The sequence below is a fragment of the Planomonospora corallina genome, from assembly GCF_042650625.1.
Classification (GTDB): Bacteria; Actinomycetota; Actinomycetes; order Streptosporangiales; family Streptosporangiaceae; genus Planomonospora_B; species Planomonospora_B corallina.
The window spans coordinates 859,224-871,754 of sequence record NZ_JBHSBM010000017.1; the positions used below are offsets into that span (position 1 = coordinate 859,224).

A 12,531-nucleotide genomic window follows, 5' to 3' on the forward strand; every position below is an offset into this window, starting at 1 on the left:
GGCGCTCAGCCCGCCAGGCCGGCCATCCAGCGCTCGACCTCGTCCGGGTGGCGGGGCAGCCCGGACGACATGAGGCGGGCCCCGTCGGCGGTGACGACGAGGTCGTCCTCGATGCGCACGCCGATGCCGCGCAGCTCCGGCGGGAGGGTCAGGTCGTCCGGCTGCAGGTACAGGCCCGGCTCGACGGTGAGCACCTGGCCCTCGGCCAGCACGCCGTCCAGGTAGGCCTCCGCGCGGGCCCGGGCGCAGTCGTGCACGTCCAGGCCGAGCATGTGGCCGCTGCTGCACAGGGTGTAGCGGCGGTGCAGGCCGCTGTCCGGCTCCATCGCCTCGTCCGGGCTGATCTTCAGCACGCCCCAGTCGTGCAGGCCCTCGGCGATGACCCGCATGGCGGCGAGGTGGAAGTCGCGGAAGCGCGCCCCCGGGCGCAGGGTGGCGATGGCCGCGTTCTGCGCCTCGTAGACCAGCTCGTAGACCTGGCGCTGGACCGGGCTGAAGCGCCCCGACAGGGGCAGGGTCCGGGTGATGTCGGCGGTGTAGAGGTCGTCGGTCTCCGCCCCGGCGTCCATCAGCAGCAGGTCGCCGGAGTGCAGCCGGCCGTCGTTGCGGATCCAGTGCAGCACGCACGCGTTGGCGCCGGAGGCCACGATGCTGTCGTAGCCGGTCGCGTTGCCCTCCAGGCGGGAGCGGAGGCCGAAGACGCCCTCCAGGTAGCGCTCGCCGCGCGGCTCGGCCAGCGCCCTCGGCAGCGCCCGCACCACGTCCTCGAAGCCCCGGGCGGTGATGTCCACCGCGCGCTGCAGCTCGGCGACCTCCCACTCGTCCTTGACGAGCCGCATCTCGGACAGGAACGTCTCCAGCTCGGCGTCGTCGTCGTGCGGGGAGACCCGGGCGTCGACGGAGGCGTCCACGCCGCGCAGCACCCGGGCGGGCCCGCCGAGCGCCCGCTCCAGCTCGCCGATCGGCGCGCAGGCGACCTGGTAGAGCGCCTCGGCCTCGGCCAGGTCGGGGCGGCGGCCCACCCAGAACTCGCCGTAGCGGCGGTCGCGGTAGAACTCCTGCCCGGCCGCGCCCGGCGCCGAGCGGGGCGAGCGCGGGCGCAGGAAGAGCCGCGCCTCCCCGGACGGCTCGACGACCAGGACGTCGTCGGGCTCCTGGTCGCCGGTCAGGTAGGCGAAGGCGCTGTGCGGGCGGAACCGGTAGTCGCAGTCGTTGCTGCGGACCTTCAGCGTGCCGGAGGGGATGATCAGCCGCTCGCCGGGGAAACGGGCGGCGAGCGTCGCGCGCCGCTTGGCCGTGTAGGCCGCGAGCGGGAGCGGGGCCAGGCCGGCGCGGTGGGTGTCGGCCCACCCGGTCGCCATGAAGGCCGCCAGCGCGTCGGAGACCGGCAGGTCGTGGCTGCCGGTGTTCAGCTTGTCGGTCACCCCCGAAGGATACGGCCCGGGCCGGCGGGGCCGGGAGGCCACGGGCCGGGCGGGGATCCGGTGCGGGCCGCGTGCGCCGTACGGCCCGCGCAGGAGGGGACGCGGGCCGTACGGCGCGGCTTGTCGCGGATCAGCCGCCCGAGGGCACCTGGTACTCGCCGACGATGTCGGCGGTGAACGGCTCCTTCACGACGACGGCGCCGCCCAGGGCGTCCTTGTCCGGCTTGACGACGTACGACCGGAGCGAGGCGGGCTTGTCGAAGGCGGTGAAGTCCATGACCCCGCCGTACTGCTCGCCCCAGGCGCTCTGGGTGCGGTGCGCCTTGACCACGCCGGCCCGGGTGAGGTCCTTGCCCTCGCAGGCCTTCTTGAGCGCGTCCACGACGATCCCGGCGGCGAGGTACCCGGAGGCGACGCCGCTGTCGATGGCCTCGTTCGGGTACTTGGCCTTGTAGTCCTCGCCCAGCTTCTTGATGCCCGGCAGGTCCGAGCTCATCGGGGCGCCCGCCGTGACGTACTCGAAGGCGGCCAGCAGCGCCGGGCCCGCCGGGGTCGGCAGCAGCTGCGGGGAGTAGGCCGAGTTGCTGCCGAGGAACGGCACCTTCATGCCGCCGGCCAGGGCGACGCCGACGAGGGAGGCGGTCTGACGGGGGCCGACGGAGACGAGCACGGCCTTGACGCCGGCCTTCTTGAAGGCGGCGACCTGGGCGGTCATGTCCTGGTCGGTCGCCTTGATCTTCTGCTCCACGAGCTTCAGGCCGTGCTTCTCCGCGGCGAACTTGGAGCCGTTGAGCGCGGTCTCGCCGTAGTCGCCCTCGAAGTACAGGTGCCCGATGCTGTCGCCGGACTTGACGCCCTTCTCCTTCACCAGGTAGTCGACGCCGTTGATCATGTCGATGTCGTAGGTGGTCCCGGTGACCTGGATCGGCTCGCTGCCGAGCAGGTGGGTGGCCCAGGCCTGCGGGATGGTGAGCATCTGGTCGGTCTCGAGGCGCTGCTTGATCGCGTTGACCATGGGCGAGCCGACGACGTGGGCGAGCGCGACCGACTTGGGGCCGATCTCGGTGTAGGCGGCGACCGCCTTCTGCACGTCGTAGCCGTGGTCGCGCACGATCGACTCGATCTGGCGCCCGCAGATCCCGCCCGCCTTGTTGACCTGCTCGAAGTAGAGCTGCTGGGCGTTGGTCAGGCTCTTGCCGAAGGAGGCGTAGGGGCCGGTCAGGTCGGTCATCATGCCGATCGTGATCGTCTCGGCGGTGACGCCGGGCCCGGTCTTCACCCCGTCGCCGGAGGCGGCCGGGCCGCTCCCGCCGCCGGTGGCCTTGTCGCTGGCGCACGCGGTGACGGCCAGGGCCAGCAGCGCGAGGGCGGCGACTGCGCGGGAGCCTCGGGAGGACGTGCGTGAGGTTGACATGTCGGTCATCCGTTCCTTGCTTCGGGAGTGGGCGTGAGAGAGGGCTGCGCCGGCGAGGCCGACGGCGTCCGGCGGGTGAGGCGGAGGCGCGCCTGGGTGAACAGGCCGAACAGGCCGCCGGGGAGGAAGAGCACGACGACCACCACGGCCAGGCCGTACAGGATCTGGGCGGCCTCGGCGGCTCCGATCCCCTCCTGGCCGGGTGGGGCGACCAGTGGGAGCGCGTCGCTGTAGCGGGTGAACAGCGAGGGCAGCATCGACACGAAGAACGCGCCGACCACCGCCCCCGCCACGGAGCCGAGACCGCCGATGATGATCATCGCGAGGTAGGACAGAGCCAGGATGAGGCTGAAGTAGTCCGGCACGGTCTGCCGGAAGACCAGGGCGATCAGCACGCCGGCGAGCCCGCCGTACATCGACGAGAGCACGAAGACGCCGGCGCGGTAGCGGGTCACCGGCACGCCCATCACCCCCGCCGCGATCTCGTGGTCGCGGATGGTGTTCATGGCCCGGCCCGGGCGGCCCCGCAGCACGCCGCGGGCGAACAGCCCCGCGCAGACCAGCGCCGCGACGCCGAGGAACCACAGGCGCTCCAGCGCGCCGAACGGCACCCCGGCGACCACCAGGGGCTCGGGCGTGTCGGTGAAGGCGAACCCGAACAGCTCCATGGGCGGCACCGGCCGGCCGTTGTGGCCGCCCGTGACGGGGGTGGCGTTGCTCATCACGAAGTGGCCGATGAAGATCAGCGCCAGCGTGGCGATGCCGAGGTAGGCGCCCTTCAGCCGGCCCGCGATGGGGCTGAACACGCCTCCCGCGACGCCCGCCAGCAGCACCGCCAGCACGGCCGCCAGCGGGGTCGGCAGGCCCAGGCCGCCGAACTCCTCGCCGGGCTCGGAGGCGAAGTAGACGTAGCCGAAGGCGCCGACCGCGAGGAAGAACGCGTGGCCCATGGAGAGCTGGCCGGTGGCGCCGGTCAGCAGGTTGAGGCCGATGGCGCCGATCGCCGCCGCCATCGCGAACAGCCCGTCCTGCAGCCAGATGGCGTCGAGGTAGAAGGGCGCGATGACGACTCCGGCGGCCACCGCGATCCACCAGGCGACGGTGACGGTCCTGGACGCGGTCCGGTTCGTTCCTCGAAGGCTAGACACGGGCCAGCTCCTTCGTGCCGAACAGCCCGGCGGGGCGGATGAGCAGGACGACGACCATCACGAGGAAGGGCGCGACGTCGCCGAGCCCCCGGCCGAGGAAGGCCAGCTCCTCCTGGTAGCCGCCGACCAGCGACTCGGTGATGCCGATGATGAACCCGCCGGCGAGCGCCCCGCTGGTGGAGTCCAGGCCGCCGAGGATCGCCGCGGGGAAGGCCTTCATCGCGGCGGCCGTCACGTTCCGGTCCAGTCCGGGCGTGGGGAAGATGCACATGAACAGCGCCGCGACGGCGGCCAGCGCCCCGGCGACCGCCCAGGCCCCCATCGAGACCCGGCCGCGCCGCACGCCCATCAGGGCGGCGGTCTCGGAGTCCTCCGCGGTGGCGCGCATCGCGATGCCCCAGCTGGTGTACTTGAACGCCAGCAGGAACGCGGTGATCACGACGCCCGCCGCGACGAGCGCGGCGATCCGGGTCACCGGGATGTTGACCGATCCCAGCTGGAGCACCTGGCTGCCCCACGGGTCGCCGAGGGCGAGCACGTCGGTGCCGATCTGCCGGGTCAGCTCGGTGACCAGGATGAGGTCGACGCCGATGGTCACGATCGCCAGCACGCTGTGCGAGATCACGTTCGCCCGGCGGATGACCACGAACTCGATCAGGGCGCCCAGGACGGCCGCGGCGGCGACGCCGAGCAGCAGCGCGGCCCAGAAGCCGACCAGCGGGTGCGTCTTGGCGACGACGAAGCCGCCGACCAGCAGCAGTGAGGCGTGCGCGAAGTTCACCACCTCGGTCGCCTTGAAGATGACGACGAACCCGAGGGCGATCAGCGCGTAGACCGCGCCCACGGAGATCCCGCTCACCAGCAGTTCGATGAAAGTGCTCACGACGCGGCCTCCTCGGTCTCGCTCGTCGCGCCCAGGTACGCCCGGATGACCTCGGGATCGTTCTGGACCTCCTGTGGGGGGCCGTCGGCGATGCACCTGCCGAAGTCCAGGACGGTCACGGCGTCGGCCAGGCGCATCACCATCCCCATGTCGTGCTCGACCAGCAGGACCGAGATGCCGAGGCTCTCCCGGACGGCGATGATCAGCTCGGCCATGTCGCGCCGCTCGCCGCCGTTCATGCCGGCCACCGGCTCGTCGAGCATCAGCAGCCTCGGCTCCATGCACAGGGCCCGGGCCAGCTCGACCCGCTTCTGCACGCCGTACGGGAGCAGGCCGACGGGCGCGTCCAACCGCTCGGTGAGGCCGACGAAGGCGGCGATCTCCTCCACCCGGGCGTTGTGCCGGGCGGCCTCCCTGCGGGCGGAGGGCAGGCGGAGCCCGGCGGCGACGAACCCGGCGCGGGTCAGCCGGTGCCGCCCCAGCATCATGTTGTCGCGCACCGACAGGCGCGGCGAGAGCGCGATGTTCTGGAAGGTGCGGGCCAGTCCCAGGGCGGCGATGCGGTGCGGCGGCAGGGCGGTCAGTTCCGCCTCGCCGAACCGCACGCTGCCCGAGGTGGCCTTGTAGACCCCCGACAGGACGTTGAAGCAGGTGGACTTGCCCGCGCCGTTGGGGCCGATGACCGCGTGCACGCTGCCCGGCTCGATGGTGAAGCTCACCGCGTCGAGCGCGGTGAGCCCGGCGAAGCGGACGGTGACGTCGCGCACCTCCAGCCGGGGGATGGACGGTTCCGTACCGTCCGGTTGGTATGTATCGCTCATGCGGACCGCCAGAAAGGTGCCGTGCGGGGGGACGTGGGAGGGGACGTGCGAGAGAAGGAGGTCAAGCCGGCCACCTGCTCAGCGCGGGGCGCCGCGAGGGCCCGCCGACCGGCAGGGCCTCGGTGTCGTCGCCGACGCCCAGGTAGCGGCGGCGCACCTCGTCGCTGGCGGCGAGCTCGGCGGCGGGGCCGGACAGCACCACCTCGCCGACCTCCAGGACGTAGGCGTGGGAGGCGAGGGAGAGCGCCAGGGCGGCGTTCTGCTCCACCAGGAGCACCGTCGTGCCCTGCGCGTTGATCTCCCGGACGGTCTCGGCGATGCGGGCCGCCATCAGCGGCGCCAGGCCGAGCGTGGGCTCGTCGAGCAGGAGCAGCTGCGGGCAGGCCATCATCGCGCGGCCCATGGCGAGCATCTGCTGCTCCCCGCCCGACAGCAGGCCCGCCCGTTGCCGGGCCCGTTCGGCGAGCACCGGGAAGAGCTCGAGCACCCGCTCCCGCGCCTCGGCAGCGGCCCTGCGGTCCCGCGCCCCCAGCGCGCCGGCCCGGAGGTTCTCCTCCACGGTCATCCGCGCGAAGACCCGGCGCCCCTCGGGCACCTGGACGACGCCGCGCGCGACGACGGCGGAGGTGCTCGCCGTCGACAGCGTCGCGCCGTCGAAGCCGATCTCGCCCGCCGTGATGCCGCCCCGCTGGAAGCGGAGCGTTCCCGAGACGGCGCGCAGCAGGGTGGACTTGCCCGCGCCGTTCCCGCCGAGCACCGCCACGACCGCCCCGCGCGGCACGTCCAGGGAGACTCCGCGCAGGGCCGTCACGGGGCCGTAGTTCACCGCCAGATCCCTGACCGCGAGCCCGGAGGCTCCGGGTGGCCGGGGGTCGTGGACGTTCATGTATGCCTCCTGACAACCGATGAACGCACCCAACCCAGGTCGTTCACCCGCGTCCAGAGGGCGGGGTGAAGTCGCTGCGCACGCCCACGGGGGAACGGCGCGGGTTGTGCTCCAGCACAACCGAGGATCACGAAACGAAACAGAACCTTGTTCCGCTCGCTGTGCGGGGTCACCATGGCCAGATGGGGATCCGGACCGCGACCGACGACGAGGTGCGCAGGATCATGCGGCTGGCCGCGAGCCGGCTGCTCGAGCGCCTCCACGAGCTCACCGACGAGCTCGTGGCCAAGACGCGCGACACCGACGAGGCCTACCGCAGGATGGTGCCCACCGACGACCACTGGCAGAGCGTCCACGAGGCCATGGAGACCGGCATCGGCGCGATCCTGCTGCCCCGGCCGGAGCGGCGGGACGTGCAGCAGGCGGAGAAGACCGCCCGGCGCCGCGCCGAGCAGGGGCTGCCGATGGACTCGCTGCTGCGCAGCTACCGGATCTCCGCCGAGGTGATGTGGGACGGACTGGTCGGCGTCATCGCCGAGGAGGAGCCGGACAGCCTCCCGCTGCTCATCCGCAGCGCCACCAAGGTGTGGCACGCCGTCGACCGGCAGGCCATCGCCGCCGCGGAGTCCTACCGGAGGAGGGAGGCCGAGCTGTTCGGCCGGACCAACGAGCGGGTCCAGGCCCTGCTCGACGCCTTGTTGGAGGACCGGGCCGACGAGGCCCTGGTCCGCAGCGCCGCCGCCGCGCTCGATCTGCCGGAGCTGGGCCGCTACGCGGTCGTCATCACCCGGCTGCCCGGGCGGGGCGGCCAGACAGACGACGAGTCCCGCCCGGCCGGCCTGGGCAACGTCCGGCTGCTGTGGCGCATGCGCCCCGACTACGAGGTGGCGGTCGCCCTGCTCCACGACCGGGGGATGGAGGAGCTGACCGAGGCGCTGCGCCCGCACGTCACCGGCTGCGCCGGGATCAGCCCCGTGGTCGAGGGCCTGGCCGAGCTCGGCCGCGCCCGCAGGCTGGCCGAGCTCGCCCTGCGGACCTGCACGGGGGAGGGGCCGGAGATCGCCCGGCTGGAGGACCGGCTCCCCGCCGCGCTGGTGGTCAGCCAGCCCGAGCTCGCCGGACACCTGAGCGCCGCGGTGCTCCGGCCGGTCCTGGACCTGGACCCCGCCGACCGCGAGGTGCTGCTCGGCACCCTGGAGGCGTGGCTGCGCTGCGAGGGGTCGGCGATGCGCGCCGCCGGGCAGCTCTACTGCCACCGCAACACCGTCTTCAACCGCATCCGCAGGATCGAGCAGCTCACCGGCCGCTCCCTGGCCAGGCCGCTGGACATCGTCGAGCTCTCCCTGGCCCTCGACGCCGTCCGGCTGCTGTCCGTCGCCTGAGTCCGTCGCCTGGGTCCGTCGCCTGGGTCCGTCGCCTGGGTCCGTCGCCTGGGTCCGTCGCCTGAGGCCTGTGCGCACTCCGGCGTGCGCCGCGGTGCACGCCGGAGGACGGGTGCGTGCCGAGGCGGACGCCCGGGGACAGGTGTTTGCCGCGGCGGGCGCTTAGGCGCGGGCGCGCCGGGGCACCTTAGAGGGATACCCCCCGAGCCAGGCTGAACCGAGGTGGTGCCAATGCTGATCGGCAGGATACTTCAGGCAAAAGGAACCAACGTGGCGACCGTCCACCCGGACACGACCGTCACGCAGCTGCTGGGCGTCCTGGCGGACAACAACATCGGCGCCGTGGTGGTCTCACCGGACGGCGCGTCGATCACGGGCATCGTCTCCGAGCGCGACATCGTGCGGCACCTCCACGACCGCGGCGCCCGGGTGCTCGACGGGCCCGTCTCGTCCATCATGACGACCGACGTGCACACCTGCACGCCGGAGGACGACGTCGACGACCTGCGCCGGACCATGACCGACCGCCGCATCCGGCACCTGCCGGTGGTCTCCGGAGGCCGCATGGTCGGCATCGTCAGCATCGGCGACGTCGTCAAGAGCAGCATCGACATGCTGGAGACCGAGAAGGCCTCCCTGGTCGACTACCTGCACCGCCGGGCGTAACCGCGGGGCGTGGGCCGGGCGGGCCGCAGCCCGGCTCCGGGAACGGCGCCCGCCGCACGCCGTTCCCGGCCGCGCCGGGGCTCAGCCCCCCAGGTCCACCCGGCGGTGCGCCCAGCGGGCGAGCAGGGCGTCGTCGTGGCTGACGGCCAGCACGCCCGCCCCGCTCCGCTCCCGGTAGGCCTCCACGACCGCGACCAGGTGCGCCTGGGTGGAGGCGTCCAGCATGGTCGTCATCTCGTCGCAGACCAGATAGCGCGGCTCCAGGGAGAGCGCGCGGGCCACGCACGCCCGCTGCAGCTGCCCGTCGGAGACCTCGTGCGGATGGCGGGTGAGCAGATCCGGGGTGAGACCCGTCCCGGCGGCCAGCGCGTCCACCCGGTCCGGGTCCGCCCGTCCCGCCGCGGCCAGCGGCTCGGCGATGATCTCGGCCAGGGTGAGGCGGGGGTCCACCGCCAGGCGCGGCTGCTGGTAGAGCAGGGCGACGGAGACGCGCTGCGCCCGCGGCGCCCGCTGGCGCCACCCTCGCACGGCCTGTCCGTCCAGCACCACCGTGCCGCCCGACGGGCGGAGCATCAGCGCCAGCACCCGCGCCAGCGTCGACTTGCCGCAGCCGCTCGGCCCGGCCAGGCCGGTCACCCGCCCGGGCTCGACGGAGAGCGAGACGCCCTCCAGCACCGTCTGCCGGCCGTACCGGACGGTGACGTCCCGGGCCTCAAGCACGGCCGCCCTCCCGGCCGCCCTCCCGGGCGCGGTCACGGCCGGAGAGGCCGCGGGCCGCGGGGCCGCCGGCCGCGCGGCTCGCGCCCGTCAGGGCGGGGTCGTCGCCCGGCAGGCCGCGGGAGACGCGGTGGGGGCCGGGGTGATGGCAGGCCACGCCGTCCTCCAGAGCCGGCGGCACCGCGCAGGCGGCGTCGGCCGACGCGCAGCGCGGCGCGAAGGCGCAGCCGTCCGGCAGCCGGGTCAGCTCCGGCGGCATGCCGGGGATCGGGACGAACGCCCGGTCGGGCCGGGCGTCCACCAGCCCCGCGGCGTACGGGTGGCGCGGCCGGTCCAGGACCCGGGCGGCGGGACCGGTCTCGACCAGGCGCCCGGCGTACATCACGGCGAGGTCGTCGGCGACCCGCTCCGCCGCCCGCAGGTCATGGGTGATCAGCAGTACGGCGCGGCCCTCGTCGCACAGTTCGCGCAGCGCGTCCATCGCCCGGTCCACCAGCGGCCGGTCCAGCCCGCCGGTCGGCTCGTCGGCCAGGACCAGCCAGGGATCCCCGGCCAGCGCCATCGCGTTCGCCACCCGCTGGGCCATGCCGCCGGACAGCTCGTGCGGGTAGCGGTCGAGGTCGGCCGGGCGCAGGCCCTGCCGGAGCGCGAGCTCGTCGGCGCGCTCGCGCGGCCGCGGGTGGCCGAGCTCCCGCAGCGCCTCCTCCAGCTGCGCCCGCGCGGTCCGCACCGGGGTCAGGTGGGTGGCCGGGCTCTGCGGGATCAGCCCGACCGCCCGCCCGCGCACCCGCCGGGCGAGTACGGCCTGCGGGGCGCCGAGCAGCTCCAGCGTCTGCCCCTCCTGCTCCAGCCACGCCCGCCCGGAGACCTCGGCGTTGCCCGGCAGCAGCCCGAGCAGCGCGTGGGCGAGCACCGACTTGCCGCAGCCCGACTCGCCCACCAGCGCCAGGCACCGGCCGGGGCGCACCTCGAAGTCGACGCCGCCGACCGCCCGCACGGTCGCGCCGGGCAGCCGGAAGGAGACGGTCAGCCCCTCCACCCTGAGCCGGCGGCCTCCGGCGGGCGCGTCCGCGGCCGTGCCCGGAGCTGTGCCCGGAGCTGTGCCCGGAGCTGTGCCCGGAGCTGTGCCCGGGGCCGTGTCCGGGGATGTGCCCCGGGCCTGCTCGCGGTCCTGCGGCCGGGTCGCGGCGGCCCGGCCTGCGGGAACGGTTCCGGTCACCGGGGCCTCGCGGAGGATGCCCCGGCCTTCGGAGCGGGGAGTGGTCACAGCGTCAGCTCCGATCGCAGTCGGGGGGTGAGCCGGTCGCGCCAGTGCTGGGCGAGCACGCTCACCGCCAGGGTCGGCACCAGGATGAAGACGCCGGGCGCCAGGCTGGACCACCAGTCGCCGGCGAGCAGGGAGTGCTGCCCGTCGTTGATCATGTTGCCGAGCGAGGCCAGGTGCGGGGGCAGACCGAGCCCCAGGAAGCTCAGCGCGGTCTCGTGCCAGATGGCGTGCGGGATCATCAGCACGGTGGCCAGCAGCAGGTGCGGGGCGAGGTGGGGCAGCAGGTGGCGGCGGACCACCCGGAGCCGGCCCGCCCCGCCGGAGATCGCCGCCTCCACGAAGGGCCGGGAGCGCAGCGAGAGCACCTCGGATCGGACGATGCGGGCGGCCGTGACCCAGTGCGTGACGCCCACCGAGACGACCACCGCGACCGGGCTCGGCGAGAACATCGCCACGATGAAGATGCCCATCAGCAGGTGCGGCACCGAGGCGAGGCCGTCGACGGAGCGCATGATCAGGCGGTCGGGCATGCCCCCGAGGCTGCCCGAGAGCAACCCCACGAGGCCGCCGATCACCATGCTCACCAGCGCGGCCACCAGGCCGACCAGGAACGACACGCGCAGGCCGTAGACCGAGCGGAGCAGCACGTCCCGGCCGACCTGGTCGGTGCCGAGCGGATGCTCCACCGACGGCGGCAGGCCGGCCGAGCGCAGGTCCACCAGCTGCTGGTCGAGCTGGGCCAGCGGCGGGACGAGCAGCACCGCCAGGCCGAGGACCGCCAGGACGGCGGCGGCCAGGCGCACCGGCCACCGGGGCGCGGTCCTCGCCTCCCTCCGGGCGCGGAGACCCGTCCTCAGGCGTGGGGAGGAGGCCACGTCAGCTCACCCCCAGGGTGCGCACGCGGGGATCGGCGACGGTGTAGGCGGCGTCCGCCAGCAGGTTGCCGCCCAGCACGGCCAGGGTGCCGAGCAGGGTCAGCGCGGCCAGCAGCGGGAAGTCCGCGGCCAGGGCCGCCTGCACCGAGGCCGAGGCCACGCCCGGCCAGGAGAAGACGGTCTCCACCAGGATCGCGCCGGTCACCAGCTCCGGGACCCGGGCGCCCAGCAGGGTGAGGAAGGGCAGCAGCGCCGAGCGGAGCGCGTGCCGCAGCAGCACCGTGCGCTCGCGCAGGCCGCGGGCGCGGGCCCCGACGACGAAGTCCTCGCGCAGCACGCCGATGACGGACTCGCGCACGTACAGCACCAGCCACGACGACTGGGAGACGGCCAGGACCGTGACGGGGAGCACCATGTGCGCGGCCAGGTCGCCCGGCTCCACGGTGGCCGAGGCCGCGTCGGTCAGGCCGCCCGCGGGCAGCAGGCCCAGCTTCACCGAGAAGACCCAGATCGCCAGGAGGCCGAGCCAGAACACCGGGGCCGCCTCGTTCGCCAGCACGCCCCCGGTGATCAGCCGGTCGACCCAGGAGCCGCGCCACCGGGCGGCGGCCGTGCCGGCCACCAGGCTCCCGGCCAGCATCAGCACGATCGCCGCGGAGGTGGCCAGCAGCGTCCACGGCAGCCGCTCGGCGATCACCTGTGCGACCGGCAGGTGCAGCGAGCGGGACTCGCCCAGGTCGCCCCCGAGGAGGTTGCCGAGCCAGGTGGCGTACTGCTCCAGGACCGGGCGGTCGAGCCCCCAGTTGGCGCGGATCCGCTCGGCCACCGCCGGGTCGGTGACCACGGCCCGGTCGCCGAGGTACTGCCGGACCGGGTCGAAGGGCGAGGCCTTGGCCAGGGCGAACATGCCGGCCGTCACCGCCAGCAGCACCGGTACGGCGAAGGCCGCCCGCCAGGCGACCATGCGCGCGATCGCCGCTCCGGTGCCCCGGCGGAGGGCGGCACCGTGGGGGGCGCTATCGGGGGCACCGTGGGGGGCGCTATCGGG

12 protein-coding genes are annotated in these 12,531 nt (G+C 74.2%); 2 read left to right on the forward strand and 10 right to left on the reverse strand.

The genetic code is table 11. The annotated features are described in order from the left end of the window. Positions 1-5: 5 nt before the first annotated feature. The 6 genes from ACFOWE_RS17060 to ACFOWE_RS17085 all read right to left on the reverse strand — a co-directional run bounded on the left by ACFOWE_RS17060 (position 6) and on the right by ACFOWE_RS17085 (position 6,576). Positions 6-1,424, reverse strand: coding sequence for an aminopeptidase P family protein (locus ACFOWE_RS17060; protein ID WP_377288781.1), 1,419 nt, complete (start codon positions 1,422-1,424; stop codon positions 6-8). A 130-nt stretch (positions 1,425-1,554) separates the two neighbouring features. Beyond that, on the reverse strand, positions 1,555-2,838 hold the full coding sequence (locus tag ACFOWE_RS17065) for an ABC transporter substrate-binding protein (RefSeq protein ID WP_377288783.1): 1,284 nt from the start codon (positions 2,836-2,838) through the stop codon (positions 1,555-1,557). 5 nt (positions 2,839-2,843) lie between these two features. Further along, positions 2,844-3,986, reverse strand: a complete 1,143-nt coding sequence (locus tag ACFOWE_RS17070; protein WP_377288785.1) for a branched-chain amino acid ABC transporter permease — start codon at positions 3,984-3,986, stop codon at positions 2,844-2,846. After that, positions 3,979-4,869: a branched-chain amino acid ABC transporter permease gene (locus tag ACFOWE_RS17075; protein WP_377288787.1), complete on the reverse strand. Its 891-nt coding sequence runs from the start codon at positions 4,867-4,869 to the stop codon at positions 3,979-3,981. Before ACFOWE_RS17075 ends, ACFOWE_RS17070 begins: the two co-directional genes overlap by 8 nt. After that, complete coding sequence (locus ACFOWE_RS17080) at positions 4,866-5,690, reverse strand: ABC transporter ATP-binding protein (protein WP_377288789.1); 825 nt, start codon at positions 5,688-5,690, stop codon at positions 4,866-4,868. Before ACFOWE_RS17080 ends, ACFOWE_RS17075 begins: the two co-directional genes overlap by 4 nt. Before the next feature lie 61 nt (positions 5,691-5,751). Next, complete coding sequence (locus ACFOWE_RS17085) at positions 5,752-6,576, reverse strand: ABC transporter ATP-binding protein (RefSeq protein ID WP_377288791.1); 825 nt, start codon at positions 6,574-6,576, stop codon at positions 5,752-5,754. A gap of 182 nt (positions 6,577-6,758) precedes the next feature. Between ACFOWE_RS17085 and ACFOWE_RS17090 the strand changes: the two genes are divergently transcribed. Continuing rightward, positions 6,759-7,958: a PucR family transcriptional regulator gene (locus ACFOWE_RS17090; RefSeq protein WP_377288793.1), complete on the forward strand. Its 1,200-nt coding sequence runs from the start codon at positions 6,759-6,761 to the stop codon at positions 7,956-7,958. A 231-nt stretch (positions 7,959-8,189) separates the two neighbouring features. Continuing rightward, complete coding sequence (locus tag ACFOWE_RS17095) at positions 8,190-8,624, forward strand: CBS domain-containing protein (protein WP_377288795.1); 435 nt, start codon at positions 8,190-8,192, stop codon at positions 8,622-8,624. A gap of 81 nt (positions 8,625-8,705) precedes the next feature. On the opposite strand, the gene ACFOWE_RS17100 is transcribed toward ACFOWE_RS17095, so the two are convergent. From ACFOWE_RS17100 to ACFOWE_RS17115, 4 genes are all read right to left on the reverse strand, one after another. After that, the gene (locus tag ACFOWE_RS17100) at positions 8,706-9,344 is read right to left on the reverse strand and encodes an ABC transporter ATP-binding protein (protein WP_377288797.1); all 639 of its coding nucleotides are present in this window, start codon (positions 9,342-9,344) and stop codon (positions 8,706-8,708) included. Beyond that, the gene (locus ACFOWE_RS17105; protein ID WP_377288799.1) at positions 9,337-10,380 is read right to left on the reverse strand and encodes an ABC transporter ATP-binding protein; all 1,044 of its coding nucleotides are present in this window, start codon (positions 10,378-10,380) and stop codon (positions 9,337-9,339) included. The genes ACFOWE_RS17100 and ACFOWE_RS17105 overlap by 8 nt, the downstream gene beginning before the upstream one ends. A 224-nt stretch (positions 10,381-10,604) precedes the next feature. After that, entirely contained in the window at positions 10,605-11,483 is an 879-nt protein-coding gene (locus tag ACFOWE_RS17110) for an ABC transporter permease (protein WP_377288801.1), read from the reverse strand. A 1-nt stretch (position 11,484) separates the two neighbouring features. Further along, a complete protein-coding gene (locus tag ACFOWE_RS17115) occupies positions 11,485-12,447 on the reverse strand; it encodes an ABC transporter permease (protein WP_377288803.1) in 963 nt (320 codons plus the stop codon). Positions 12,448-12,531: the final 84 nt, after the last annotated feature.

Bases quoted from the DNA above. Each gene is read 5' to 3' on its own strand.
- ACFOWE_RS17080 (WP_377288789.1), bottom strand. From the start codon at position 5,690: ATGAGCGATACATACCAACCGGACGGTACGGAACCGTCCATCCCCCGG.
- ACFOWE_RS17095 (WP_377288795.1), top strand. From the start codon at position 8,190: ATGCTGATCGGCAGGATACTTCAGGCAAAAGGAACCAACGTGGCGACC.
- ACFOWE_RS17065 (WP_377288783.1), bottom strand. From the start codon at position 2,838: ATGTCAACCTCACGCACGTCCTCCCGAGGCTCCCGCGCAGTCGCCGCC.
- ACFOWE_RS17085 (WP_377288791.1), bottom strand. From the start codon at position 6,576: ATGAACGTCCACGACCCCCGGCCACCCGGAGCCTCCGGGCTCGCGGTC.
- ACFOWE_RS17115 (WP_377288803.1), bottom strand. From the start codon at position 12,447: ATGGTCGCCTGGCGGGCGGCCTTCGCCGTACCGGTGCTGCTGGCGGTG.
- ACFOWE_RS17090 (WP_377288793.1), top strand. From the start codon at position 6,759: ATGGGGATCCGGACCGCGACCGACGACGAGGTGCGCAGGATCATGCGG.